Annotated in this window: 24 protein-coding genes and 1 pseudogene; 8 read left to right on the top strand and 17 right to left on the bottom strand. The window is 65.4% G+C overall.

Annotated features, from left to right (window positions below; all coding sequences use genetic code 11):
* Window positions 1-187: 187 nt before the first annotated feature.
* A complete protein-coding gene (locus ND450_RS28300) occupies window positions 188-514 on the top strand; it encodes a hypothetical protein (RefSeq protein ID WP_253321592.1) in 327 nt (108 codons plus the stop codon).
* Here the strand turns inward: ND450_RS28300 and ND450_RS46100 are convergent.
* The 5 genes and pseudogenes from ND450_RS46100 to ND450_RS28275 form a co-directional block, all read right to left on the bottom strand.
* Window positions 488-1,459 (bottom strand): annotated as a pseudogene (locus tag ND450_RS46100) (recombinase family protein); the annotation flags it as partial. The gene ND450_RS28300 and the pseudogene ND450_RS46100 overlap by 27 nt on opposite strands.
* A gap of 248 nt (window positions 1,460-1,707) precedes the next feature.
* A complete protein-coding gene (locus ND450_RS28290) occupies window positions 1,708-1,968 on the bottom strand; it encodes a hypothetical protein (RefSeq protein WP_253321590.1) in 261 nt (86 codons plus the stop codon).
* Window positions 1,965-2,843, bottom strand: coding sequence for a replication-relaxation family protein (locus ND450_RS28285; protein ID WP_253321589.1), 879 nt, complete (start codon window positions 2,841-2,843; stop codon window positions 1,965-1,967). The genes ND450_RS28290 and ND450_RS28285 overlap by 4 nt, the downstream gene beginning before the upstream one ends.
* Window positions 2,844-3,207: 364 nt before the next feature.
* Window positions 3,208-3,948 carry a DUF5753 domain-containing protein gene (locus tag ND450_RS28280; RefSeq protein WP_253321588.1) on the bottom strand — a complete coding sequence of 247 codons (741 nt, stop codon included), beginning with the start codon at window positions 3,946-3,948 and terminating at the stop codon, window positions 3,208-3,210.
* Between the two features lie 104 nt (window positions 3,949-4,052).
* Window positions 4,053-4,976, bottom strand: a complete 924-nt coding sequence (locus tag ND450_RS28275; RefSeq protein ID WP_253321587.1) for a Scr1 family TA system antitoxin-like transcriptional regulator — start codon at window positions 4,974-4,976, stop codon at window positions 4,053-4,055.
* Window positions 4,977-5,172: 196 nt separating this feature from the next.
* Here ND450_RS28275 and ND450_RS28270 point away from each other — a divergent pair, with 196 nt between their 5' ends.
* The 5 genes from ND450_RS28270 (at window position 5,173) to ND450_RS28250 (ending at window position 12,172) form a co-directional block, all read left to right on the top strand.
* Window positions 5,173-5,358 carry a hypothetical protein gene (locus ND450_RS28270; RefSeq protein WP_253321586.1) on the top strand — a complete coding sequence of 62 codons (186 nt, stop codon included), beginning with the start codon at window positions 5,173-5,175 and terminating at the stop codon, window positions 5,356-5,358.
* Between the two features lie 460 nt (window positions 5,359-5,818).
* Window positions 5,819-6,697: a DUF5753 domain-containing protein gene (locus ND450_RS28265; protein ID WP_253321585.1), complete on the top strand. Its 879-nt coding sequence runs from the start codon at window positions 5,819-5,821 to the stop codon at window positions 6,695-6,697.
* Entirely contained in the window at window positions 6,684-6,878 is a 195-nt protein-coding gene (locus tag ND450_RS28260; RefSeq protein WP_253321584.1) for a DUF397 domain-containing protein, read from the top strand. The genes ND450_RS28265 and ND450_RS28260 overlap by 14 nt, the downstream gene beginning before the upstream one ends.
* Before the next feature lie 218 nt (window positions 6,879-7,096).
* Window positions 7,097-10,468, top strand: coding sequence for an NACHT domain-containing NTPase (locus tag ND450_RS28255; protein ID WP_253321583.1), 3,372 nt, complete (start codon window positions 7,097-7,099; stop codon window positions 10,466-10,468).
* Between the two features lie 615 nt (window positions 10,469-11,083).
* Window positions 11,084-12,172 (top strand): MrcB family domain-containing protein, encoded by a 1,089-nt coding sequence (locus ND450_RS28250; RefSeq protein ID WP_253321582.1) that lies wholly within the window; start codon window positions 11,084-11,086, stop codon window positions 12,170-12,172.
* Between the two features lie 54 nt (window positions 12,173-12,226).
* Here the strand turns inward: ND450_RS28250 and ND450_RS28245 are convergent, their stop codons facing one another.
* From ND450_RS28245 to ND450_RS28225, 5 genes are all read right to left on the bottom strand, one after another.
* Entirely contained in the window at window positions 12,227-13,087 is an 861-nt protein-coding gene (locus tag ND450_RS28245) for a tachylectin-related carbohydrate-binding protein (protein ID WP_253321581.1), read from the bottom strand.
* 16 nt (window positions 13,088-13,103) lie between these two features.
* Window positions 13,104-14,471 (bottom strand): hypothetical protein, encoded by a 1,368-nt coding sequence (locus tag ND450_RS28240; RefSeq protein ID WP_253321580.1) that lies wholly within the window; start codon window positions 14,469-14,471, stop codon window positions 13,104-13,106.
* A 19-nt stretch (window positions 14,472-14,490) separates the two neighbouring features.
* Window positions 14,491-15,540 carry a YncE family protein gene (locus ND450_RS28235; protein ID WP_253321579.1) on the bottom strand — a complete coding sequence of 350 codons (1,050 nt, stop codon included), beginning with the start codon at window positions 15,538-15,540 and terminating at the stop codon, window positions 14,491-14,493.
* A gap of 305 nt (window positions 15,541-15,845) precedes the next feature.
* A complete protein-coding gene (locus ND450_RS28230; protein WP_253321578.1) occupies window positions 15,846-16,529 on the bottom strand; it encodes an SDR family NAD(P)-dependent oxidoreductase in 684 nt (227 codons plus the stop codon).
* Window positions 16,526-17,266 (bottom strand): inositol monophosphatase family protein, encoded by a 741-nt coding sequence (locus ND450_RS28225; RefSeq protein ID WP_253321577.1) that lies wholly within the window; start codon window positions 17,264-17,266, stop codon window positions 16,526-16,528. The genes ND450_RS28230 and ND450_RS28225 overlap by 4 nt, the downstream gene beginning before the upstream one ends.
* A 116-nt stretch (window positions 17,267-17,382) precedes the next feature.
* Between ND450_RS28225 and ND450_RS28220 the strand changes: the two genes are divergently transcribed.
* Window positions 17,383-18,225, top strand: coding sequence for an SGNH/GDSL hydrolase family protein (locus tag ND450_RS28220; RefSeq protein WP_253321576.1), 843 nt, complete (start codon window positions 17,383-17,385; stop codon window positions 18,223-18,225).
* On the opposite strand, the gene ND450_RS28215 is transcribed toward ND450_RS28220, so the two are convergent.
* The 6 genes from ND450_RS28215 to pqqA form a co-directional block, all read right to left on the bottom strand.
* Window positions 18,179-19,327, bottom strand: coding sequence for a CdaR family transcriptional regulator (locus ND450_RS28215; RefSeq protein ID WP_253321575.1), 1,149 nt, complete (start codon window positions 19,325-19,327; stop codon window positions 18,179-18,181). The two genes, ND450_RS28220 and ND450_RS28215, sit on opposite strands and share 47 nt — an antisense overlap.
* An 18-nt stretch (window positions 19,328-19,345) precedes the next feature.
* A complete protein-coding gene (pqqB, locus tag ND450_RS28210) occupies window positions 19,346-20,221 on the bottom strand; it encodes a pyrroloquinoline quinone biosynthesis protein PqqB (RefSeq protein ID WP_253321574.1) in 876 nt (291 codons plus the stop codon).
* Window positions 20,218-21,297: a pyrroloquinoline quinone biosynthesis protein PqqE gene (gene pqqE / locus ND450_RS28205; protein WP_253321573.1), complete on the bottom strand. Its 1,080-nt coding sequence runs from the start codon at window positions 21,295-21,297 to the stop codon at window positions 20,218-20,220. The genes pqqB and pqqE overlap by 4 nt, the downstream gene beginning before the upstream one ends.
* Window positions 21,290-21,562, bottom strand: coding sequence for a pyrroloquinoline quinone biosynthesis peptide chaperone PqqD (gene pqqD / locus ND450_RS28200; protein ID WP_253321572.1), 273 nt, complete (start codon window positions 21,560-21,562; stop codon window positions 21,290-21,292). Before pqqD ends, pqqE begins: the two co-directional genes overlap by 8 nt.
* Complete coding sequence (gene pqqC, locus ND450_RS28195) at window positions 21,559-22,254, bottom strand: pyrroloquinoline-quinone synthase PqqC (protein WP_089909443.1); 696 nt, start codon at window positions 22,252-22,254, stop codon at window positions 21,559-21,561. Before pqqC ends, pqqD begins: the two co-directional genes overlap by 4 nt.
* Before the next feature lie 77 nt (window positions 22,255-22,331).
* The gene (gene pqqA, locus ND450_RS28190; protein WP_063758378.1) at window positions 22,332-22,454 is read right to left on the bottom strand and encodes a pyrroloquinoline quinone precursor peptide PqqA; all 123 of its coding nucleotides are present in this window, start codon (window positions 22,452-22,454) and stop codon (window positions 22,332-22,334) included.
* Between the two features lie 288 nt (window positions 22,455-22,742).
* Here pqqA and ND450_RS28185 point away from each other — a divergent pair, with 288 nt between their 5' ends.
* Window positions 22,743-23,777, top strand: coding sequence for a sorbosone dehydrogenase family protein (locus ND450_RS28185; protein WP_253321571.1), 1,035 nt, complete (start codon window positions 22,743-22,745; stop codon window positions 23,775-23,777).
* A 15-nt stretch (window positions 23,778-23,792) separates the two neighbouring features.
* Here ND450_RS28185 and ND450_RS28180 read toward each other — a convergent pair whose 3' ends face one another.
* Window positions 23,793-24,941 (bottom strand): polysaccharide deacetylase, encoded by a 1,149-nt coding sequence (locus tag ND450_RS28180; RefSeq protein ID WP_253321570.1) that lies wholly within the window; start codon window positions 24,939-24,941, stop codon window positions 23,793-23,795.
* Window positions 24,942-24,989: the final 48 nt, after the last annotated feature.

Below are 24,989 nucleotides of genomic sequence, written 5' to 3'. Positions count from 1 at the left end.
CATGGTCATCGTTCAGGCGGACGCCGAGCTGGGTGACCTTGAACAGTCGCCGTAGCAACAGGTCAGGAGCCTTGGTCAGGTCCGTGACCAGGAGCGGAAGAGCGTCGAGCAGCGCGACGTCCTCGGCTTTCGGCCCAGTTGGCACTGGTGTACCAATCGCTGTGTTGTTCGTCACGAGCGACCGCTTTTGCGCGTCCAGTTCGTTGTAGGTCTGCCGCAGTCCACGACTGAACGCGTCGTCGCCGTCCTGGGCCTGGCGGAGGATCGTCGCCTGCCGCCGTTCGATGTCGGCCAGCGCCCTCTCAACCCGCCGGGCTTCGGCGCGTTGCTCCTCGGCTTCACGATCATCGACGGCTGCAAGATCGGCTTCGAGCAGAGCGCGGCGCTCAGGACCGAACACACGATCCGCGAAGAAGGCCGCAATGCCCTCCAAGATCGCGTCCTCGCGGACGTAGACCACCTCGGCATGGTCGGAGTACCGGTCAGGCCGTCCGCGGTTGTTACTGCGCGCTGAGCACATGTAGTAGACGCGCTTGTTTCGGAAGCTGCCGTACATCCGCCGGCCACACGCGTCGAACACCATGCCGCGCAGCAGGTACGTACGCGTGGCCGTGGAGTGCACACTCGTGTCGTCGTCACGCGAGCCCTGCTTCGCCCGCCTCTTCGCGGCCATCTCGTCGAACATCCACTTCGGAATCAGCGGCTCGTGCACAGGCTCGGGCGACCACACCCACAGAACCGGCGAGTTGACCTTCCCGCGCTTCGACCGCGTAGCCCGCCGGTTGAACACCTGGAACCCGGTGTACTTCGGGTTCCGCAGGAGGTCGCAGACGCTGGACTTGCTCCAAGCGCCTCGGGCACGCGCCTTGCTGGGCGGCTGAGGCGGCGGGTATTTGGCCAGATCCGCGTTGAGCAGGTCGGCGATCGTGCCATAGCCCAGGCCCTGGTGATACCGCCACATCGCTATCTGAGTGACGGCCTCGGCCCTGATGCCGTCCGGTTCCAGTCGCGTCTTCGTCTGCCCCTTGGCGGCCTTGGTCGGATTGGGATGCCGGTACGTCTTGGCCTTGTAGCCGTACGGCGGCTTACCGATGTTCCAACCTTCGCGGACGTGCGTGCACAACCCGCCCCACGACTGCTCCAGCGTGTTGAGCACCTCGTACTCGGCCACGGACTGGTTGATCCGCCGCTGCAGGATCCGTTGAGCCCTGCTCCCGGTCAGCGTGATCGGCTCGTTGGAGGCAAACAGCGGAACTTCGACCCGTTCCAGCTCTCGTTCGATCGAGAGTCCTTCGTAGGTGCGCCGAGCGACGCGCGAGACGCTCTCGCAGATCACGACGTCGAACCGGCGACCTTTGTGCGCAGCCTCGTCGAGCAGGTCGGTGACGCCACCGTCACGAGCGATCGGGATGTCATAGCGCTCGTAGTTCTCGCCGCGCCCACGCTGCTCCAATTCCATGCGCCCGGACTCGACGTCGTAGAAGTGCGCGACGATCACCCACGACTCAGGGATGGACGCCTTGCAGTTCCCGAGCTGCCGAAGCATCGACTGACGCGGATCCTGCTGATCGTCGGTGGACGTCCGTCCGAGAAACGCCACCCGAACCTCATTGCGCAGCAACGCAACCGGCATACCGAGCGGTGAAACCGCGTAGTCCGAGAGCCCGGATGGCCCAGACGGTACGGCCTGCAGCCGCGGTTGATTCATCAGGCAGCCTCCTGATTATCGGCCTGATCGGCGCGCTGACTGGCAGCCCAGTCGAGGAGGTCTCTGATCACGGCGGCCAGTTCGCCGCGCAGACGATCGCCTTCGGCGCCGCTGACATAACACACGTGACCGGAGAAAGCCCAGCTCTTCGTGCGGTTTCCAATCTGATTGTAGTGCCACTCCGGATGGTCAGAACCGTTGTCGCACAGAGGTTCTGTGTCACTAATGGGTGGTCTCTGAGGCAGCGGAACAATGTTCATGCCCATCGCCTCTCAACGCCCGTGATCTGTCCAATCACGGTGGTGTTCTTGGGATCCCACGCCGCTTCGCTGAAGGGGAGTCCTACGGGCGATGCGTGCTCTGGGACGCGCGGACCACGTTGCGGAAGCTCTGCCAGCCGCCGCCGTTCCGAAACCTGCTCTTGGAAGGACCACAACGCCCAGATCGGCCCAGCAGGTCCATCAGGATGGCCGTGATCACGAGACGCGGTAGCGATGACGAAGCCGAGCTTCTCGTAGCCGAGCTGCTGGCGCATCGCCGAGCGAAGGTTCCTTTCTCGCAACGACGAGTGAACCGAGAACAGCAGAACGCCGAAGACATCGGTACCGAACCGGCTGTAGTCATCAAGCTTGCCGACCACTTTGGACAGCGGTTCGGTCCCAGTGTCGTGTTCCAGGAAGAATCGAACCCGCTGCCCGTTCTCATCCCAACAGCCGTAGGCGTCGGGCCTCAGCTTGATGTCCCCGTGCCAGAAGAAGTCGGTGCAAACCTTCTCCGGCCACCACTGCGTAAGGCCGGCGTCCGGCCGAGTACGGGCGTATGCCGCTAGCTCGCAGAAGAAGTCGTTGACGCCAAGCTGATGCGCCAGCTTCGGCCACAACCCCAGCCGCTCCAGCCGTTCCGCGTACGCACCGGCCACCGGCGGCTTCTCCGCGCGCTGAGCAGCGATCACCCGCGCACCGCGGTAACCGAGCGCGTACCGCGTCTGACTCGTGCCTCCCGTGCTGTAAGAGTCGCGAAACGCGAACACCACACCGAGCTCGCGCAGCTGTCGCAGCCGATCCTGAGCACGCCGTACCGAGGAGAACTCGATCGCCGCAATCTGGTTGGTGGTGAGCACCTTGTGCTCGTGCAAGAGAGCGAGGATCCGCCGATCCCGCTCAACGAGCCGAAACCACAGGGCCGCATCCGGCTCGCCAACTCGGCTGCCGCGCCATACACGAGTGTGTGGAGTTCCTTTGTCGTCACTCCTCAGTCGGCTTTTGGTCGGCCTTCCTCGATACCACTGCTGACGTGCGGTGACGTGGCTTTGCGTCTCGGCGGTTGGGGCAGCGGATTCAGAACGCCGGACATCCGCCTCCCCATGTGCCGGACCACGCGCTGACCAACCCGCGCTGTCACCCATCGGCCGCTCCCTTCGGAGTTGCTCAAGCGGTGATCGCTCAAGCACTACTGAACTCCGGATTTCGAGGCTTTATGGGACACGCGGTCGTCGATCGTTATGGCTTCGTCACGTCATGGAGGTGGAGAAGCAGCTCCTTGGATTCGGCCTCGTCGAGGCTCTCTGCGTCCAGCGCGCGGATGACAGCCTCGTATCCCGCGACCGCATCTCGCGACTCGGCAAGAAGCGTGGAGTTCTCCGCACCAACCCAAACCAACGGTTCGTACTTCGGAAACGTCAGCAGGGTGAACGGCCCAGCCAGTCCCGCGTGCGCACCCCGTGCGGCTGGCAAGATCCGGATCTCGACGTTCGGCCGGTTCGCCATGAACATGAGATGCAGCAGCTGCCCGGCCTGCACCTCAGCGCCACCAACCTGAAGTTGCAACGCCAACTCGTGAATGAAGAACGTCCATGTGGTGCCTCGTCGAGGCAGCCGCTGCATCGCAAGGCCTGCCTGAACTCGGTCTTCCAGCTCATCGGCCGGCGAGGTTGCCGAGGCGCGCAATGCCTCACGCATGTAGTCGGCCGTCTGCAGGAACAACGGCACCGCGTGTGTGTGCCAGCACGTAAGTGTCTCCGCCACCGCCAGGTTCTCAACGACAGTACGAAGCTCTATGGGCGAACACACCCCGTGCTGCTGCCACCAGCCCACCACACCCGTCTCACTGTGCAGCGCCAGAAGGTGAGCACGTTCATCCGACTTGACCCGGCACGCACCGAGCAGCGCAGCGATCTCAACGAGGTTGGCGCCACCCTTACCGTTCACCACATCCGAGACCTTGGCCTCGTCCCAGTCCATGACCTCAGCGGCCCCTCGTGAGGTCATGCCAGCTCCTGCGATGGCCGCCCGTATGCCAGCGCCAAGCTCACGGCCACGCGCAGTGGAGATCCTCTTCGGCATACCTAGCTCCTCGCCTGATCGGTAACCAGCTGCAAATGCCGTGCCGGTTCCCGAAGCCGCAGCGAGGCCTCGTTCAACCGGAGCAAGGACCGCTCCTCGGTGCGGACAACATCGTCGAGCGCGGTGAGGACTCGTTCGTAGGGAGCGCGCTCGGCAGCCGACTCAAGCCAGGTGTTGCCGCCGTGCAGCGTGTGCAGGAGAACGACGTCGTCAAACCGCTTCTCCACGAACCGCATCAAGGTGAAGGACACGCCCATGCCGAAGTAGGGGCCGACATCGCCGTCCACGATTCGAAGCTCAAAGCCAGGCAGTTCGCCCAGCTCCTCCAGGTGCTCCAGCTGGTCCGCCATAACTCTCGAATCGCCAACGCCGCCCTTGAGCGCCTGCTCTGTCACGATCAGTCGAACGTTCAGCCGCCGCAGTTTCTCGGCCTGCTTGTTGCCCACTCGCAAGCGGTCGATGGCCTCCTGCTGGTTCGCAAGATCGATGTCATTCGCCGCTGCGCCGGACTCGACAAGGGCGGCGTGGTAGCCGCTGGTCCGCACAAGCTCAGGCAGCGTTTCCGCCGCCACAATCACCAGTTCACTCGCCTCTGCCAGAACGTCCCACGGTGTCCACGTCAGCCGAGCCCAAGCGTCGCCGTTGATCCGATCCCACATCTGGGGATCAACGGCTCGCTGCGCAACCCGCATGCACAGTTCAACTTCGTCATCGGATGCACCGCACGCAGCTCCGATCAGGACGACTTCACTAGGAGACATGCGTTGGGCAGCTCGACAGAGGTGCGACAACTTCGCGGTGGAGAAGCCAACCTGAGCACCCAACTCCAAGAGCGACCAGTCGCGCCTCGTACGCCAGCCCAGCACGGTCCGACTCAGGGCGCGGACCTCCAGACTGGCTCTCCCGCCGACCAGTTGTAGAGCCATGTCTCATCAACCTGTTCTTGATCCATGGGCTTCACGCCCGGTGCTTCTTCGGCTGCCAACGCGTGCGCTCGTGCGTCGTCGCAGTCGCTGCCTGGGCGGCAAGATGAACGTCGAGCAACATCCGGCAAGGCGCCGGCACTCTCCGCCAAGCGGGCCCGCTGCGACACTTCCTGCACCAGCCGTTCTCGTCCGGCTGGTGCTCGTCGACGAACACACGCAACGCGGCCACCAATCGCGGAACTTCGTGCCGTGCCATGAACAACGCGGACGCACCATCACCGTCAGCAGCAATCCGAGACACAAGATCCAGATGCTCGACAAGCCGTCGGCGCAGCTCGGAAAACAAGACGTGGTTGCCCATGACCGCACACCCTTCGACTAGCTGGCCCGGAGACGGGAACCCCGGGGCAGCCCAGACGGTTCCGACGCCCTGTCGTTCGCAAAGGCACGCGCAACCGCTTGGCGGAACACAAGAAGCCCTTGCTCCGCAGCATTGGCCTCCCTGCAATCCAATGCAGAAGTGACCACCACGGCAGCGCGCGAAAGCACCGCGGTCTGCGCCCGCGTCAGGTTCACAACGACGGGAACAACATCCTCAACACGCTCCATCGCCAGAACCCTTCGTCGGACCGATCAGGGGCCGACGGAACCCTCGGGCGTGGCGCGCTACCGACCGGACACGCCCGTCCAGGCCAGCTCCCACAAGGGGCCAAGGATCCCGCCGACAGCGACCACATTAGGGGTTAATTAACCCCTAATGCGATAACCAGAACGTGTGAACCTGCCCTGACCAGCGCGTGACTAGGGTGATCACGAGTTCCGCAGCGCGAGGAGGCAACCGGGTGCCGAGCGACAAGACGTACAGGAAGTCCAAGCTGGGCCGCCTGCTCGATCAGCTGCGCAAGGACGCGGGCAAGGACCTCAGCTACCTGGCGAGCGAACTCCGCAAGACCGAGGCGCACCTCTCGAAGTGCCTGAACGGCACGAACCTCCTCGGCTGGGCAGACCTCGGCCTGTACCTCGACCTCGTAGAAGCGGACGAAGACCGCCGGCGCAAGGCAACCGAGTACTGGGAAGACGCGAAGCAGGACAGCACGCGCGTCCAACACCCAGCCGCGTACAACCAGGCCGCCCGCTCGTACGCCCGCGCCGAGGCCGACGCCTCAAAGCTGAAGCAGGTAGAAGCGGTCTGGATCCCAGGCATGCTGCAAGTTCCGGAGTACACGCTCGCCCTCCGCGAAGCGGCGCACCTCTTCGTCAACCCGAAGGTTCCCGCCAATCGCACCGTCGCCGCTCGGCAGAGCCGCCAGATGCGGCTACACGGCGATGCTCCACTGCGAGCGCACTTCCTGATCGACATCGCAGCTCTCCGCCGCGCAGTCGGCGGCCCCGCTGCAATGTACGCGCAGCTGCTCCACCTGCAGGCGTCCGCGGCTCTCCCGAACGTGACGATCCAGGTGATCGGCGAGGAGGCCGGCGCCTACGCCATCGACGGCGTGACCATCCTAAGCTTCGACGACGAGGACTTCCCCGACGTCGTCTACCTGGAGACCAGGGGAGGGGGCCGGTGGGTGGAGAATGACGTCGACGTAGACAAGTTCCGCAAGTCGTTCAACGAGATCGCGGAGGAGCTGGCCTTCACGCCCGAAGAGTCGCTCAAGGTCATCCGCGAACAGGCTGAACTCTTCAAGGAGAGACTCCAGCGACATGACGAGCCCTGACAAGACGTGGCGCAAGTCCAGCTACACCGCACCCGACAACAACTGTGTCGAGCTTGCTGTCAGCAACAGTCAGGCCGCGATCCGCGACAGCAAGGACCCTGGTGGCGGGATGCTCAACGTCAGCACAAGCGCATGGTCCAGGTTTCTCATGCAGGTCAAGCTGGACCGTTGCAGGCACTGACCTGGTGTCATCGTCGCATGGCTTCAGGCGTTGGAGACCTACAAGGGGCTGAGCCTCAACCTTCGCTTGGTGCTGGGCTAGCTTAGCCAATGCGCAACACTATTCGAGTCGACATGGAATCAATCTTGCGCCGTCGTTCCAGGTGGTGGATGTAACTTTCGCAGACTCTGTGCGATGGACAGAGCACTGAAGTTCTAGCCTCGCCCTGGAGGAGCTCTGTGACAGGCATCGAGAAGGTTGCGTTCGACCTGGGTCGTGTCGTCATCGTTCAAGCCGCAAAGCTGTGGCTCGGAGCTCATCAGAAGAAATCCAACGAAAAGAATGATCTTATTCATTTGATTGGACTTCAGATTCCAGGGCTGTCCGCCCAGCGAAGCTTGAAGCGTGAACTCGACTCAATCGGCGATCGAGTCGGAGAGCGGTTGACGGTTCTAATTCAGCGAGAGTTTCGCGATGTCGATGAGGCTGAAGTAAACGCTGCGATTCTAGCGGTGATAGACGTGGTGACGGAATCGGAAATCTCCGACCGTGACCTATTTGATTTAGACGTTGACGCGCACAAACTGGCTAAGAGTCTACGTCGCAGGTATCCGTCGGCTCCGATTCGAGCTGGGCTGAGTCAATCGGCAAGTTTGCTTTACGACCGAATGTTGGACGATGTGTGCCTTTCCTTGGTGCAGATAGTCACTAACCTTCCGGTCTTTTCCGGCAGGGCTCATAAAGAGGAGCTAGAGAGGCTTCGAGACATCAGCTTCAAGCTGGGCCTGATTCTCGAAAGGACTCCGATAACGAGCCTAGATGCGCCCGCAGGTGCCGAGCACGATAAAGATTTTGAGCGGACCTATCTTCGTAGGATTAGCACGGATCTCGATCGTCTTGAGCTTTTCGGAATCCGCATGCGTGATCATGAAATGCGACCAACACTTACGGTCGCATACTTGAATTTGTCTGCCAGTGATGAGACCAAGTTTTCGGGTCCGGTTCAACAGGTGCGTCGCTCACGTCGCCGACTGAAGATGAATGATCTAGTCTCGTGGACTGACTCGGCAGCGGATCGCGGTGCTGTTCAAACCGTACGCGTCCCAGCGATTCTCTCTCAGAGCGGGCGGACGCTGATCAGGGGAGAAGCGGGGCATGGTAAAACAACGCTTCTTCAGTGGCTCGCAGTCTGCGCTGCCCGGCGACAGTTTGTTGAGGAACTTGAGGCTTGGAATGGTTGCGTTCCATTCTTCATCCGACTGCGTCATTGGACAGAAGGCGAACTTCCAGGACCCGAGCACTTCGTGTCGCATTTCAGTGCGTCGTTAGGTGCTACGGAGCCTAAACTGTGGGCCCATAGAGTACTGTCTTCCGGAAAAGCGCTTCTTCTTGTGGACGGGGTCGACGAGGTTGCGTCTGTTAATCGCAAGAAGGTTCGATCGTGGTTAGGTGATCTTCTCGGTACCTATCCAGATATTCGTGTGGTGGTCACCTCTCGGCCAGCTGCGGCCACCCACAAATGGTTGTCCGAGCAAAGCTTCATGTCAGTGCATTTGCATCCGATGACGCCAGCGGATGTGAACATTTTTGTAGACCGCTGGCATGAGGCGGTTAAGCGAAATGACTCGCTTCCTTGTGCTCCTGAATTACTGCCTGAGTATCGTCGTGCGCTTATGGCGCATTTGGCTGGTAGGCCGAAACTTCGAGAGCTCGCAACGAGCCCGCTGCTCTGCGCTATGCTCTGTGCCCTTAATCTAGACCGCCGTAAGCAGCTCCCTCAGGAAAGGCTGGAGCTCTATAGGGCTGCCCTCGACATGCTCATTGAGCGGCGAGACGCAGAGCGCGGGCTTGCGCAGTTCTCCCTTGATCCAACTGGAAAAGTTTCGGTCCTTCAGAACCTCGCATGGCGACTGAGTATGAACGGACGAAGTGAGCTGGCGAAGGAGGAAGCCGAGCAGTACGCCGATAAACGTCTCACTTCTATGCCTAATGCCAGTGTAGGTGGGCGAGAGGTCGTTCAGCACTTGGTGGAGCGAAGCGGGGTGATTCGAGAGCCAGTAGGCGGACGAATTGATTTCATCCACCGCACTTTTCAGGAGTATCTAACTGCTAAAGAAGTTGCTGACGAGGACTACGTTGGCGATCTTATTAGTAAGGCGCACCTCGATCAGTGGTGGCACGTAGTAGTCATGGCGGCTGGGCATGCCAACACACCTCAGCGAGTCCAGCTTCTAAACGGTCTTCTAGGTAGGTCTGAAAACGAAAAGCAAAATCGGAGGCGCCTCCGACTGCTTGCTGTGGCATGCCAAGAAACTGCCCCGACGATCCCTCCGGAAGTTCTTCCTGCGCTGGACGCTGCGTTGGAGAAGGTGGTCCCACCTAAAGGAGTAAATGAGGTAGGATCGCTTGCTCAAATTGGTGAGCGACTTCTCAATCATCTCCCGCAGAGTCTCTCTGGTCTTAGTTCTGCTCAAGCGGAAGCTACGGTGCGCACGGTCGCTTTGGTTAATGGAGATGCCGCGCTGCGGACACTTTCGAGTTACTCGTGTGATCAGCGCAGGGGTGTCCAAAGAGAACTATTGACAGCGTGGCGGTATTTTGATGAGGTCGAGTACGCTAAGCGAGTCCTAGCCGATGCTCCGCTACTCAATGGCAGCATAACAGTCGACGATCGCACGGTTAAATGCGTAAGTTATCTTAAGCACGTTACACGCTTGCATGTGCAGCTCCGTAAAGCAAGTCTTGAGGAACTTGTGGGTTTGAATGGCATTGACTCAATTGAACTTTTGGGCAGGGAGTCAGTAGATTTATCTCTTCTGCCGACCGCTGGATTGCGAGTGCTCTCTATTCCGCTCGCTACTGAGTATCTTAATATCCATGCGCTATCTAGCGCTGCTGGCCTTTCGTCACTGTTCCTGGGATCTAGGGCGGAGCTGTCGGAAAGTAATTTCCTTGCTTCATTGGAAAAGCTTGACTCGCTTTCCCTGGGCTCGGTCGCTGAAGGGCTTAGTCTTGCTAATCTACACGGACTTGAAAACCTCAAGAGCTTGTACTTGAGGAACGCGCGTAACGTCGCTCTTGATCTTTCAAGTCTGTCGAGTCTTGGAGACCTGGAGCTGCATTCCGCGTGCGCCTCGTTGATTAAGACCCTGGGGCGAGATAGCCGTATCTCATCTTTGCTGGTATCGGAACCCTTGGAGCAGATAGACCTGCGCCAGCTCGATGGCATGAGGTTGCGGGATCTTCAGCTTTTCAGTTGCGATGTAAAGAATTTCGACTCCCTTCTGGGGCATGAGGATCTGCAAGTGGTCTCGCTTGTGTCTTGTGAGGGGATATCGAGTTTTGCGGTGCTTAATGAGTTGCCGAACCTTAGGCTGCTCGATATTCGTGGCATGGAAGACGTGTTTGATGAAAAGACATTAACTGCAGGTCAATATCAAATCGTGACTGACAATGTTCGTCTCGTTGAGAAGTTGGCGGCATTTCCGGATGTGCGGGAGCGGATTTTTGTCGTTAATGAGCCTCGCGATAGCAAGGGTAGGGTTATTCGTACGCGATTTTATCACGCGCCTTCGGAGCGTTACGGGGCGCGTCAAGGGAGAATTTGGTAACCATTCAGCACTTTAATCCGGAGTCTTTCTGTTCGGAAGGTTCGCCGTTTCAGGCAAGCGAGTCTGCGGAAATCTGTTGGAACACTGTTGCTGGGCCACTTTATTGCACATGCCGCTCGCGCCGTTGAGATATTTATGACAATGTTTCCTGGGCATTTTCAGGAGGATGCGGGATTTTCGGGTTCTGAATCGGCTGGCGCCATCGTTCGGGAAGATTTACTGCCACGCCGTTGGCTATGGTGCGTGATTGGGACGGTGGCGGATATCTGCAGTTCACGGCAGGTGCGCGAAGGGGAGGGACTAGTGCGTACCGTGTCGGGGGTACTTCCGTTCACCTGTATGGATCATCGCCTGACCAGCGCAGACGCCGTCAGGCGATGATCATGTAACTCCCGGTGACACCGGCTCGGCTCCCGCTCCGCGCGCCCCGTCCCGTGCCGAAGTGGTGCCCGCGTACCACTGCCGCCGCCTTGTGTTGGTGATCACAGCTCTCTGGCGGCCCGCAGATCACCGGGTGCGCTGGGTGTGCAACCGCCACGATCGAGTAACACCCGAACGGTCCATGTGCGATCTTGAGATTACTGATCGTGCTGTGAAGGTGGTGGCCCGTTCCCGATGCGTGAGCTTCTCCGTGACGTCATGGTCCTCCAGGCCGAGTGGACTTCCGAAAGCACGTCTGAGATGCAGGAACGCGGCCGACTGATCCGCCACGACATCTCGAACTGGCTGCGGGAGCGGTTGCCCGACCTCCGACGTGCGGCTCCGGTCGAGATCACCGACTGGCGGGTCGGGAGCAGTGACGGCGCCGGCAACAGGGCCGAGATCCCTTGGGCGCGAGTGCATTCGAGCAGCCGTTCGCCTTCCGCGACGAAGGGCTGGTACGTCGTCTACCTGTTCGCGGCACCGGGCGATCGGGTCTACCTGTCGCTGATGCAGGCCGCCAGCCGCAAGAAGAACCGCGAGTACAAGGGGTTGCCGGGGAGTGGACTGCGGCAACGGGCGCACGAGATGCGGGAGGCGCTGTCGGCGAGTCTGCGGGCGCGGCCGGACCTCGTCGACGCGATCGAACTCAAGGCCACCCGGTCCGAGTTGGGGCGGGCGTACGAGGACGGCACCGTCGTCGCGTTCGAGTACCCGTTGCGGGACTTGCCTTCTGACGAGGTACTTGCCGACGACCTGACCTTCCTCGTCTCCGTCCTCAGCGAGCTGTACGAGCTCCTCGACCACGGTACGACGGCTCCCGAGATCGCCGACGCGGAGGTCGAGGCGGAGCGGTCGGCGGGCAAGGCCCGCAGTGGGCAGGGACTTCGTCAGAGTGCGCCGGAACGGATCGCGATCGAACGACGCGCGGTCGCGGTGGCGACGGAGTACCTGGAGGAGCAGGGGTACGACGTGGAGGACGTCGGGACGAAGGAGTCCTACGACCTCGATGCCCGTCGTGCGGACGAGCGCGTCTACGTCGAGGTCAAAGGCACCACCACGACGTGGACGGACGCCTCCGAGATCATCCTGACGCGCAAGGAGGTCGAGCTGCACCTGCGCGAGTACCCGAACAACATGCTGTTGGTCGTCAGCGGCATCGTGCTCGACCGCTCGGTGTCACCGCCGGAGGCGTCGGGCGGCACCCTGCGCGTGATCCGCCCGTGGGCGGTCAAGGAGCCCAACCTCACGCCGGTGTCCTACCGGTACCTCGTCGGCGAGTGACGCGAAGGGCCCGCTCCCGGCACGAATGCCGAGAGCGGGCCCCAAAAGCGGAGATCAGTTCTTCTTCACCTGGTTGAGCCGCGTGATCACGGCCCCGCCGTCCTGCATCCCGAACGAGTTGCACGCGGTCTCCCAGGGGAAGCGCGAACAGATGTTGGACTGCACGACGACGTCCTGCTCGCTGTTCCAGCCCGAACCGATGATCTTGGCGTTCTTCCACACCTTGGTGACCGGGTTGTAGCTGTACCAGAGCAGGTTGCCGTTGTTCTGGTTCACGGCGTAGAACGTCTCGCCGCCGGCCGAGCTGAGGTGCTTCAGGTTCTGCCAGCCCGTGGTGACCGTCGACACCGGCTTGACCCAGGTCGCCGTGGCGCCGGACCAGAAGTCGATGTAGTAGCGGTACATCGCGCCGCCCGCGTTGCGCGCGTAGATGACGCCTCGGCTGGTGGCAACGATCGCGTTGTACTGGGTCAGGCCCGTCTCGAGCAGCGCACCCTGCACGGCCCACTGCTGGGTCGTGAAGTTGAAGTAGTGCGCTTTGAGGTTGCCTGCGGCGTCGAGGGTGTAGATGACGCCGTCCTCGTCCACCGTGATCCGGTTGCGGGTGTTCGCCGCGGTGTAGTTCCAGCCCTGGCCGAGAACGAGGTACTGGCTGCCGTTGAGCAGGTCCCAGCCGGTTCCGTTGTAGTGCAGGACTCTGAGCTCGCCGCCGGTGGTGATGCTGAACATCCAGCCGCTCGGGCCGGCGATGACGCGGCCCTGCCAGCCCGCGCCGATCTGGTAGCTCTGGCCCCAGGCGAAGGTTCCGGTGGCCGGTGTCGAGTGCTCGAACAGGAAGAGGTTACCGGTCGTGCCGCACGGGTAGACCGGTGCGAGGCCGTAGCGGGACGACAAAGTGGTGCTTGGTCCTGGCATTTCTTCGATCCACCCCTCAGAGGTTCAGCATTGCTGTGCTGGCGTCCATGACGATGCGCTCGGTCGTTCCCGGCGCTGCGGGCCCGCTCGGGCTGAACTTGAGCGGTGCGGGCCAGGGGTAGAACGTCGTCCACGTGGCTTCGCCGGAGATCTCGGGGTCGTCGACCCAGCCGGCCTCGTAGCCCCAGCGCACGGCGCCGCCGTCCTGCAGGATGCCGTTGGCCGCCACGTAACCCTCGGTCTCGTTGGCGTAGGCCATGACCCAGAGGTTGCCCGGGATCTGGTTGCGCAGGTTCACGGCGTACTCCGACAGGACCTCGTGCGACATCGCGAAGATGTTGAGGCCGCCCAGCTTCCAGCGCTGGATGGGCATCGGGAACACGCGCGGCAGGCCCGGGCCCGCGATCTGCTCGAGCATGACCTCGGCGTGGCGGTAGGCGTAGTCGCCCGGTGCGAGGTTGTCGAGCCGGGCGTTGTAGCTGTTGCGGGCGCGGATCACCGCGGCCGGGTCGCCGAAGTCCACGGTGAACGGGAGGCTGAGTTCCTGGTAGTACGTGGTGATCGGGGCGGTGACGGCGGTCCAGCCGCCCGAGTTCACCATCGACACGACCGCGTTGCCGAGGATCGTGCCGAGGTTCGTGACCTGGCTCGGGCTGTGGGGATCGTTGGGCTCCTGGTCGCCGGCCGCGCCCTGGAAGAACAGCGCCTGCACGCCGAGCGCGTTGCTGATCACGTCGGTGGCGGCGCCGGGGAAGTCGCTGCAGAACGTCTTGTCGTTGCCGCGCGCGACGGCGTGGCAGGCGTATCCGAAGAGGACGGTCTGCAGGGCGTTGTCACTCGTGCGGCGGGCGATCAGCGCGTTGACCGTGGTGAGGACGTTGGGCTCACCGGCGCGGTTGTAGCCGATCGACGCGTTGCCTTCCTTGTACCACAACGTGACCTGCGTGCGGGCCATCGCGAGGGTCTGCTGCACGAGGGTGACCATCTGCGAGATGAACACGTTGGTCGTGTCCTCGATCGCGCTGATGTCCGCCGGGGTGAGGCTCATCATCACGTACGGGTGCGGGCGCGTGGTGCCGATGAACGGGCCGGAGTGCGTGTGGCTGCAGATGATCAGGAAGTTGCCGTTCTCGTTGTTCACCAACGGCAGCACCTGGGATCTGATCGACTGGTGCACGTATCTGGGAATGCTGACGACGTCGATGCGGAGCATGACCTTGGGGCCGGCTCCGTCGTCGATGACGATGCACTGGGCGCGCAGCCTGCGGTCGACCGCGCCCTGGTTGCCGCGCGGCGCACCGCCGTAGCCGCCCATCCACAGACTGGGGTACGGCGGCCAGGTCGGGGTGTAGTCCAGGGTCTTCACGGACATGGAGATGGGCATCGCGAGTTCCCTCCGGCGCTCAGGCGGTCTCGACGAACGCGACGGAGGTCGGCGTGTTCGAGTTGGGGGTCGGCAAAGAGCTGTCCGGCTTGCCGGAGTTCGTGTCCGCGGACGTGACCTTGCGGTTCTTCTCGTCCAGCACGAACGCCCGGCCACCGTCCTTGCTCATCGCGAGAGGACCGTTCGCCTTGCCGTTGGACTCCTTCGTCCTGACCTTGTTCGAGTTGATGTTCACCGTGACCAGCTGCGAGTCGGAGTTGCGGCCCGCGTAAAGGCTCACGGCCGCGAACGTGCCGTTCGGGTGCACCGCCAGGCCGCACGGGACGCCGTCGAGTGCGGTCGCCCCGGACTTGCCGCCGCGCAGGCCGAACGTGGCCAGCTCACGCGACTGCGCCACGTACAGGTTCTTGCCCTTGGGATCGATGGCGATCAGCAGCGGCGTGCCGTCGGTCTCGAACCTGCCCGACACGGCGTTCTTCGCGGTGTCGACGATCGTGACGCCCTTGGCCCGCTCGTCACCGACGAACAGCTGCTTGCCGTCCGGGCTGAGTGCGAGCGAGCGCGGCAGCAGGCCTGCCTTGATCCTCGCCCGGACCTCGCCGCTCGCCGTGTCCACCACGGCCACGTGCCCGCTGGAGCCACCGGCACCGGCGGAGCCGGTCGCCACGTACACCGTCCTGCCGTCGGGCGAGACGAGCAGCTCGTTGGCGAACCCGCCGACGGCGACCTCGCCGGTCACGCGGCCGCCGTCGACGTCCACGACGCTCAGACCCGGCCCGAAGACCGTCCCCACGTAAGCGCGCAGACCGTCGGGCGAGCCCACGATCCCGTTCGGCTGTCCGTTGACCGGCACGAGCGTCTGCTCGCCGGTCAGGCTCGGGTCGGTCAGCTGCACCACGCCGTTGCCGAGGCGGTCCACGCTGCCGATCAGAAGCTTCTGGCGGCCCGCCTTGGGTGCCGCGCCGGCGGCTCCCGCGAACAGGCCTTGTCCGACGACGCCCACAGCAGCCCCGCCGAGTGCGGCGGTCAGGAGCGTGCGTCGGGAAATCGGTCGGTACTCGGATGTCATGTCGTCCGTCCCCCTCCGGTCCAAGTCGACTGTTGACCTTTCGACGGAAGAGACGCGGGTGTTATCACTCTGGGTAGCTCAAATCCATCCTGTGACCCAGTTGAGACATTCCATAGTCGATTGATACGCACGGTAGAGGGGACGTCACGTACCGCGTCTAACCTGGTCTTATGCCAGGTGATAAGTAAAGCCGCCGACAGGCCGTCGGACCCTGTCGGTTCTGTACGAATTGGGGTAGTGGTGTGATTGACTACTGAACGTGACGGAAAGGTGTCAACTGTGTAGTGGCAGCCGCCGCAACGGGATCACCACGTCGGCCGAGCCGTCACTCCGCCGTCCACCACGAGGTCGTGCCCGGTGATCCACTTCGCGAGGTCGCTCGCCAGGAACACGCACGCGTCGCCGACGTCCTCGGGCGTGCCGAGGCGGGTCAGCGGCGCGGCCTCCCGCCACCGCGCGACGCCTTCGGGCCACTGCTCCTCGATGCCGGGCCGCGCGATGAGGCCGGGGGAGACCGTGTTGACCCGGATCCCGCGCGGCCCGTACTCCAGCGCGGCCGCCCGCGCGTGCATGATCAGCCCGGCCTTGGAGGCCGCGTAGTGGGCGTGCCCGGGAGCGGGGTGCGTGCCCTCGATCGACGCGATGTGCGTGACCGAGCCTCCCGCCGGCAGGTGTGCGACGGCGGCCTGGGTGACGGAGAACGGACCGGTCAGGTTCGTGTCCAGGACGGACCGCCACCGCTCGGAGGTCATGCCCGGCAACGGGTCCACGGGCTGCGCGCCCGCGTTGTTCACGACGGCGTCCAGCCTGCCGTGCCGTGCGGCCGCCTCACCGACCACGCGCTCCGCCTCCGTGCGCAGGTCGCCGTCCTCGCGGCCCAGGTGGCGGACGACCAGTGCGCCCGCGGCCTCGAACCGGGCGGCGATCCCCGCGCCGATGGTGCCGCCCGCTCCGGTGACCAGCACGACCTTGCCGCTGAGATCGATCACGAGACGATGCCCTCCACCCGGTCCGCCAGCCAGCCGACGATCTCACCCCTGCCCGCGGCGAACGCGGTGTGGCCGATCCCGGTGAACACCCCGCCGGCCTCGCGCACGAGCACCGCGCCCGCCGCGACGTCCCACGGGTGGATGCCGATGTTCGTCACCGCGTCCGCCCTGCCCGCCGCCACCCACGCGAGCGACAGCGCAGTCGAGTAGACGCGCCGCACGTCCGCCCGTTCCATCAGGTCGGCCAGGAACTCCACCTCGCCCTCGTACGGGCTGCCGGGCAACGGGATGTCGGTCAGCACGAGCGGCCGCGGGCTCACCCCCGGCGGAATCACCAGGCCGGTCGAGCGAACGCCGAACGGCACGCCCGCCGCCGCCGTGAACAGCTCGTCGCGGAACGGGTCGAGCACGCAGCCCGCGACCAGCACGCCGTCGACGGCGGCGGCCACGGAGATGCACGACAACGGGAGGCCGCGCACGAAGTTCCGCGTGCCGTCGATCGGGTCGACGAACCACGTGACCTCGGCGGACGCGCTGCCGAGCTCCTCGCCGACGACCGCAGAGCCGGGAGCGCCCTCGGTCAGGCACGCCCGCAGGAACGCCTCCAGTTCGAGGTCGGCGGTGCTGACCTGGTCGTAGGCGCCCTTCGCGGACACGTCCACGCGGATCTCGCGCAACAGCTTCGCGGCGTCCACGCAGGACTGGGTGGCCAACGACAGGAGATCCGCAGGAGTCACACTCCCATTGTGATCGGTCACAAACACGACCGGATGACTCTGGGCAACGTCCTACCCGCACCGGTGACCAGAGCCACCACGATGAGCTGACCTGACAACGACGTTGGAGGATCGGGATGCGAATCGTGGCCGGGCTGGCTGTCGTGGCGATGTTGGTCGCCGGAACAAGCACCGCGCAGGCGGACACCCTCGACTACGTCGCCCTGGGCGACTCGGCGGCGGCGGGACCGCTGATCCCGAACCCGGACCCGGCGCTGTGGTGCCTGCGCAGCGACCGCAACTACCCGCAGGTCGCCGCGAAGCTGCTCGGCGCGAGGCTGACCGACGTCACCTGCTCCGGCGCCAAGACCGACGACTTCGCCGGCCGCCAGTTCGGGTTCGTCGCGCCGCAGTACGACGCGCTGAAGCCCACCACCGACCTGGTGTCGATCACCATCGGCGGCAACGACGTCGGGCTCGTGCAGACCGCGCTGGGCTGCATCAACCTGCTCCCCGAACCCGTCGGTCTCTCGTGCGAGGCCCGGCTGACCGCGGGCGGTGACCAGGTCGCCGCGGCCATCCGCGGGTGGGCGCCCGAGTTCGGGGCCGCCCTCGACGAGGTCAAGCGCCGCGCACCGCACGCCAAGGTCCTCGTCACCGGCTACGGCACCTACATCCGTCCCGGCGGCTGCTACCCGGTCCAGCCGATCTGGGGCCGCGACGCCGACTTCCTGCAGAGGTCGGTGGACCTGCTCAGCGCCACGGCCAAGGCTGAGGCGGAGAAGCGCGGCGCGACCTACGTGGACCTCGCAGCCGTCAGCGTCGGGCACGACACGTGCGCCAAGCCCGCCGACCGGTACCTGGAGGGCCTGGTCCCGACGACGGTCGCGGCGCCGCTGCACCCCAACGCGGCGGGCATGGCGGCCTTCGGCGCTACGGTCGCGAACGCCGTGCGGCCAGCGCAGCCGTCAAAAGCGTGACGTGCTCGATCCGCGTCGGGTCCAGCCCGGTCAGCTCCGCGACGCGCCGCAGCCGGTAGTCGACGGTGTTCGGGTGCACGTGCAGCTCGGTGGCGGCCGGGCGCCGTGAGCCGCGCCGGAGGTAGACCTCCAGGGTCTGCACCAGCTCGTCGGTCAGCGGCTCGACGATGGCGGCCAACGGCTCCAATGCGGCGCTGGGGCGGGAGAGCTGGTACTCCAGCAGCACGTCCGTGAGCCGGTACAGGCCCGGACCCGACCGCACCGCGACGGCCAGCACCTCCCGTGCCAGCACGGCGGCGGCCGCGACGCCGGACGCACCGGCCGCGACCGCCGCCACCGTCACCGGCACACCGGCGGCCCGCGTCACGTCCGCCACGATCCGTTCGCACGGCAGGTCCTCGCCCGGCAGCAGGGCGAGGCCGCCGTCGGACGTGAGCGACGACAGCACCGGTTCGCGGCTGTGCCGCTCCAGTTCCGTGCGCACCCGCCGCAGCTTCCGCCGGGACGCGACGGCGGCGTCCACCCCGGGCAGCAGCTCGTCGGGGTGGGGCGGCAGGTGCAGGGCGAACACGACGAAAGGTCCCGGCGCCTCCACGGTTCCGGCGAGCAGGCCGGTCAGCAGCGTGGCACGGGCCGAGCGCTCGTCGTCGAACATCGTCTGGCGCTCGTCGAGGTACCCGGCGCTCACCACGGGCGTCACGAGCTGCAGGTACCGCAACGCCAGCGCGTTCAGCGCCAGCACGTCCTGGACCTCCTCGGGACGCGCCTCGGGCACCAGCACGTCCCACACGACCTGGATCCCCACGTGGTACGCGGTGAGCACCACGTCGATCGGCACGCCCTCCTCGGCCCGCCGCGCCGCCGACTCGCGCAGGAACGCGAGCTCTGCGGCGGACGGCAGCTCACCGGTCGAGAGCACCTGGGCGAACGCGCGCAGGGCGTGCTCGGTGACGCGGTGGATGTCGCCGGCGAGTTCTTCGGCGGGCAGCTGGGAGTACGCCGGTACGCGCTCCACCAGCGCCTCGATCACCTGCCGCACGAACGACGGCATCTCCGCGACGAGTCGCGCCGCCAGCGGCCGGCCGCCGATCACGTAGGACATCCCGTGATTGTGGCCGATCTACAGCTCGATCACCGTGCCGTCGAGCGGAACCTCCACACCCGCCTCGTGCAGTTCCACCGCTTCCGGGGACGACGGGTCGAGCACCGGGTTGGTGTTGTTGAGGTGCGTGTAGAGGCGGCGCACGCCGGGGAACCGCCGCAGCTCGGGCAGGCTCGCGGTGATCGGGAGGTGGCCCATCGCGGCCTGCCCGGACGCGCTGCCGGTCGCCGATCCCATCTCCGAGGCCGCGTGGAACGTGCCGTCGAGCAGCAGGCAGTCCGCCCCCGCGACCACCTCGTCGAACCCGTCCGGCCACGCCGCCAGGCAGGGCGCGTAGACCAGCACACCACCGGAGACCGGGTCCTCGAACCGGTAGGCGACCACCCAGTCACCGTCCACAGTGGACGACCGCGCGTACTTCGGCCGCTTGCCGCTGATCGGGATCGCCGTCACGCGCAGGCCGCCGAGGTCGAACGAGCCGGCCGCCTCCCGCCACGCCACCGGCGCGTACCCGTCGATCACCGTGCGCAGGTCGAACTCGTCCTTCAGCGCGCGCAGGACCGGAGCCGGCGCCCACACCGTCACACCCTTGCCACCCCGCAACGTCAGCAGCCCGAGGGTGTGGTCGAGCTCCGCGTCGGTGAACAGGGCGCCGCGCAACGGGGTCTCGCGCGCGCCGGGACCGGGGTCGAGGAACGAGCACGAGGTGATCTGCGTGCGGATGTCCGGGGAGGCGTTGACCAGCCACCAGTCCGCGCCGTCGCCGCTGATCGCCAGACAGTCCTGAGACCGCGACGGCAACGCCCCCGAACGGGCACGCACGCACAACGAGCACGCGCAGTTCCACTGCGGGAAACCACCACCGGCCGTCGTGCCGAGCAGAACCGCCTTCACCGCATCTTCCTCATCGCCATCGCGGGCACTTCGGCGGGCGCCATCTCGGTCTCCAGGATCAGGTCCACAGTGGACCGATCAGGCGACAGCGAGCAGACGGGGTCGGTGGCGGCGGCGTCGCCGGTCAGCTGGAACGCCTGGCAGCGGCAGCCGCCGAAGTCGACCTCCTTGCGCGGGCACGACCGGCACGGGTCCTTCATCCACTCGAAGCCGCGGAAGGCGTTGAACGACGGCGAGTGGTGCCAGATGTCGTGCAACGACGAGTCGCGCACGTTCTCGATCTCGAGCGACGAGATCACCGTGGCGGCAGGGCAGGGCAGCACGTCCCCGTTCGGCGCCACCGTCAGCTGCCGCGCACCCCACCCGTACATGCACGGTTTCGGGTGGGCCTCGTGGTAGTCCGCGATGACGTAGACGATCTCCATGCGCCCGCGCAGCCGTTCCTGCGCCGCGGCGACGACCGGATCGGCGGCGGCGAGTTGCTCCCGCGTCGGCAGGAGTACCGCGCGGTTGCGCAGCGCCCAGCCGTAGTACTGGGTGTTCGCGAGCTCCAGACGCTCGGCGCCCATCCGCTCGGCCATCGCGATGATGCCGGCGACGTTGTCGAGGTTCTGCCGGTGCAGCACGGTGTTCACCGTCAGCGGAAGGCCCTCGTCCAGCACGTGGGAGGCCGCTTCCACCTTGCGGTCGAACGCCTTGATGCCCGCGATCCGGTCGTTGCCGGCGCGAGTCGCGTCCTGCAACGAGAGCTGCACGTGGTCGACGCCGAGAGATGCCAGCGTTCGCAACCGGTCGCGCGAGAGTCCCACGCCGGACGTGACGAGGTTGACGTAGCAGCCGAGGCTGTTCGCGTGCGCCACCAGTTCGGGGAGATCGGGGCGCAGCAGCGGTTCCCCGCCGGACAGGTGGATCTGCAACGCGCCGAGCGCGCGGGCCTGGTCGAAGACGCGCCGCCAGTCCTCGGTCGACAGCTCGGCGTCGCGGCGCACCAGCTCCAGCGGGTTCGAGCAGTAGCCGCACTGCAACGGGCACCGGTGCGTCAGCTCGGCCAGCAGCCCGAAGGGCGCCTCAGCCATCCACGTCCACCACCCTCCGTTCGACCATGCGGACGACCAGGGAGACCACGTCGCCGGGCTCGACCCCGGCGTACTCGTCGGCCAGCGCGACCGCGATGTCCCCGATGGACCGGACACCGTCGCACAGCGCCACAACGGAAGCCGCGGTCTCGTTCAGCACCAGCACACCCTCGGGGAACAGCACGACGTGCGCCTCCCGGATCTGGTCGTAGGTGCACTTCACCCCGCGCCGGATCCGCGGCACGGCGTCCAGCGCCACGGTCACGGCCTGCCCCTGCCCGAGTAGTAGTCGACGGCGTCCAGCACGGCCCGCAGCACATCGCACTTGAACGACAGCGCGGCGACGGCGGCCAGTTGCTGTTCACGGGTCCGCGAGTGCTCGACCACGATGTCCACAGTGGCCCGGCCTTCACCCGCGACGGCCTCGATGCGGTTCGTGAAGTAGGCGAACCCCTCCTCGGCGATCCACGGGTACTGCTCCCGCAGAGCCGTCAAACGCTTGCGCATCAACGCCCCCGAGAACATCTCGGTGAGTCCGGACGCGATGGCCTCGACCCACGGCTTGGTGCGCGCGAAGTTCACGTAGGCGTCGACGGCGAAGCGCGTGCCGGGCAGCACGTGCCGTTCGTCGAGCACCTCGTCCCTGGTCAGCCCCACGGCCTCGGCGAGGCGGATCCAGTTCTCCGCACCGCCCTCACCGGGCTTCGTGCCGTCGTGCCAGACGATCCGCTCGCGCCACTGGCGGCGGATCTCGGGCAACGGGCAGTTGGAGAGGATCGCGGCGTCCTTCTGCGCGATGCAGCGCTGGTAGTACCACCGGTTCGCGGCCCACGCCTGCAGCTCGTGCTTGCCCAGTTGTCCCGCGTGCATGCGCAGGTGGAACGGGTGGCTGTCCCAGTACCGGGGTGCGAGGGCGCGCAGTTCGGCGACGAACTCCGCGGGAGGAACGGCGGACATGGGAACTCCTCGGTCGGCAGGGGAGGGCGCGCGAGAGGCCGGGGCTCCGGCGCGGAACCCCGGCCCACCACCTGACGTCAGCTGCGCGCCGCGTAGGCGGTGACCTCCATCGGCGTCTCGAAGTCGCGGAAGTCGGGCTTGACCCACTCGCGCCTGACCTCGGGGAGCTTGGTCTCGGTCGTGGTGACGGCAACGTTCATGCGCAACTCCTCGGTCTCCTGCCCGCAGGCCCGGCCGGGCGTGCAAGCGCTTTCCGTGAGGGCGCGGCGGCGCACCACACGGTAGGTGGTGCGGGCCACCACGGTCTAGACCGTACAGAAAGTGACCTGAAGTCATCGGAGGGATCGCCGCCGGTTTCACTCAGACGACGACCGGGAATACCGGGACCTCCGACGACTGTTGCGGCGCTTCGCGATGTGTGATTGCGTGAACACGCCCTGCAACACCGCCGCCGCAGCCACACCTCGAGCGGACGAGAAGGAGAGCACATGCGTGCTCGTCGAATCGCAGCGGCGGCAGCCTGCACTGCCCTGGCCGCGACCCTCTGCGCGGTGCCCGCGTCGGCCCAGGACTATCCCTCCGTCCTGGCCGAGCGGACCCTCGCCACGAAGCTGGACATCCCGTGGGACATCGAGTTCCTGCCGGACGGCAGCGGCATCTTCACCGAGCGGGACACCCGCAAGATCAAGAAGATCTCCGGCACGACCGTGACCGAACTGGACACGGTGGAACAGGCCCAGACCACGGGCGGCGAGGGCGGACTGCTCGGCCTCGCGGTCTCGAAGAGCTTCGCGACCGACAACTCGGTCTTCATCTACTACTCGACGGCGAGCGACAACCGCGTCGCCAAGTTGCAGCTCGGCGGTACGCCGCAGCCGATCGTGACAGGCATCCCCAAGAACCGCTACCACAACGGCGGCGGGCTCGAATGGGGTCCGGACGGCTTCCTGTGGGCCACCACGGGCGACGGGCAGAACACCGCGAACGCCCAGAACTGGAACTCGCTGGGAGGCAAGGTCCTCCGCTTCGACACCGCGGGGCAGCCCGCGGCGGGCAACCCCCGCGCGGGCAGCGTCGTCTACTCGATCGGCCACCGCAACGTCCAGGGCATCACGTGGATCGGCAGCACCGCGTACGCCACGGAGTTCGGCAACAACACGACCGACGAGGTCAACCGCATCGAGGCCGGCAAGAACTACGGTTGGCCCACGTGTGAGGGCAACTGCAACGTCTCGGGCATGACGAACCCGGTCAAGACCTGGTCGACGAGTCAGGCGGGCCCGACCGGCATCGCGTTCTACAAGAACGCCCTGTACGTCGGCGCCGTCACCGGCAAGCGCGTGTGGAAGATCCCGGTCAGCGGCACCACCCTCGGCACCCCGCAGGCCGTGTTCACGGGCTACGGCCGCGTGCGCGCGGTGACGACGGCGCCGGACGGCACGCTGTGGCTGGGCACGTCCAACCAGGACGCGAACGGCTCGCCGGGAGCGAACGACGACCGGATCATCTCGACCGACGGCTAGCGACCCGGGTCGCTGTCAGTTGCGGGCTGCGGGCATCCGGCGGAGCTGGTCGAGCACCGCCGGGTCCTGCAGCTGCATCCACTGGATCACCTCGGTGTAGGTGGCGCACACCGTCTCCGGCTTGTCGCACACGTACTCCATGAACTGCTCCATGGCCGTCGAGAACGCGTTGCCGTTCCACTCGTTGAAGTGGTTGCCGACGACGATCGGCGCGCGGTTGCCGTTCAGCGCGGCCTGGTGCACCGACTTGTAGGTGTCGAGGACGATCTGGGCGAAGTCGGCGGCGCGGTGCGGTTCGTCCTGCGCCTTGTTGAGCGAGTACCAGAGGTTGAAGTCCATCATCACGACCTGCTTGCCCAGCGCAGGAACGCGTACCTCGGGCATCGGGAACTCGTACAGTCCGTTCTGGACGGTCGGCCACTGCACGCCGAGCGCGACCTTGCTCGTGTCGTAGACGAGCCCGTGCGCGGCCATCGCCGGGAAGGCCTGGTCCCAGTTGCCCTCCAGGCACGGCGTCCGTCCACCCCGGACGGCGTCGGCGGGCAGGTTGAGGCCCGCGGCTCGGGAGGAGTCGACGAGCTGCTTGAACTGGTCGAGCTCCTGGTTCCAGGCCGCGGTGTCCCACTTGTCGACCGACGGCTGCGTGCCGCCGGAGCAGAAGTGGCCGTTGTAGTGGGTGCCGATCTCGTGGCCGTCGGCGATCACCTGGTTCAGGTAGCCGATGCGGGCGGTGATGTCCTGCCTGGTGCCGCCGAACGAGATGTCGGAGACGCCGCGCTTGAGGCCCGCCGGTGGCTGGTACTGCAGCTTGTCCTGGTCGGCCAGCATGTACACGCCGGACAGCAGACCGGTGACGTGCGCGTTCTTGGCCTTCGCGATCGGCAGGACCTTGTCCCAGTGCTGCTTCGACACCGCGCCGTCGAAGGAGAAGAGCACGAACTGCGGGGGCTTCTCACCGGGTGCGAGCTTGTGCATCCACGGCTGCTTGGCGAGCTGCTCGGGGGTGGGGGCGGGCACCGTCGGCGTCGGCCCCGCGTCCTTCGGAGCGGGCAGTCTCGGCGCCATCGGCAGGGGACCCGAGTCCGACACCGGGGTCTGTTCGTCGTGCGACCCGAGGGTCCACACCATTGCCAGTACCAGACCCAGCGCCACACCCGTGGTCAACCATCCCCACCGTTTCACACTAAAGGAGACGACTAGTTACCCGAACGG

The organism is Lentzea sp. HUAS12, assembly GCF_024125735.1.
GTDB classification, from domain to species: Bacteria; Actinomycetota; Actinomycetes; order Mycobacteriales; family Pseudonocardiaceae; genus Lentzea; species Lentzea albida.
Note: the sequence above shows the minus strand (reverse complement) of the source record. Positions and strands in the feature narration are given on the sequence as shown.

Coding starts and splice junctions, on each gene's coding strand:
- ND450_RS28215 (WP_253321575.1), bottom strand. CDS start 19,327: ATGTCCTACGTGATCGGCGGCCGGCCGCTGGCGGCGCGACTCGTCGCG.
- ND450_RS28275 (WP_253321587.1), bottom strand. CDS start 4,976: ATGGCTCTACAACTGGTCGGCGGGAGAGCCAGTCTGGAGGTCCGCGCC.
- ND450_RS28240 (WP_253321580.1), bottom strand. CDS start 14,471: ATGCCCATCTCCATGTCCGTGAAGACCCTGGACTACACCCCGACCTGG.
- ND450_RS28290 (WP_253321590.1), bottom strand. CDS start 1,968: ATGAACATTGTTCCGCTGCCTCAGAGACCACCCATTAGTGACACAGAA.
- ND450_RS28245 (WP_253321581.1), bottom strand. CDS start 13,087: ATGCCAGGACCAAGCACCACTTTGTCGTCCCGCTACGGCCTCGCACCG.
- pqqE (WP_253321573.1), bottom strand. CDS start 21,297: ATGGCTGAGGCGCCCTTCGGGCTGCTGGCCGAGCTGACGCACCGGTGC.
- ND450_RS28260 (WP_253321584.1), top strand. CDS start 6,684: ATGACGAGCCCTGACAAGACGTGGCGCAAGTCCAGCTACACCGCACCC.
- ND450_RS28250 (WP_253321582.1), top strand. CDS start 11,084: ATGCGTGAGCTTCTCCGTGACGTCATGGTCCTCCAGGCCGAGTGGACT.
- ND450_RS28280 (WP_253321588.1), bottom strand. CDS start 3,948: ATGGACTGGGACGAGGCCAAGGTCTCGGATGTGGTGAACGGTAAGGGT.
- ND450_RS28235 (WP_253321579.1), bottom strand. CDS start 15,540: ATGACATCCGAGTACCGACCGATTTCCCGACGCACGCTCCTGACCGCC.
- ND450_RS28185 (WP_253321571.1), top strand. CDS start 22,743: ATGCGTGCTCGTCGAATCGCAGCGGCGGCAGCCTGCACTGCCCTGGCC.
- pqqC (WP_089909443.1), bottom strand. CDS start 22,254: ATGTCCGCCGTTCCTCCCGCGGAGTTCGTCGCCGAACTGCGCGCCCTC.
- ND450_RS28220 (WP_253321576.1), top strand. CDS start 17,383: ATGCGAATCGTGGCCGGGCTGGCTGTCGTGGCGATGTTGGTCGCCGGA.
- pqqA (WP_063758378.1), bottom strand. CDS start 22,454: ATGAACGTTGCCGTCACCACGACCGAGACCAAGCTCCCCGAGGTCAGG.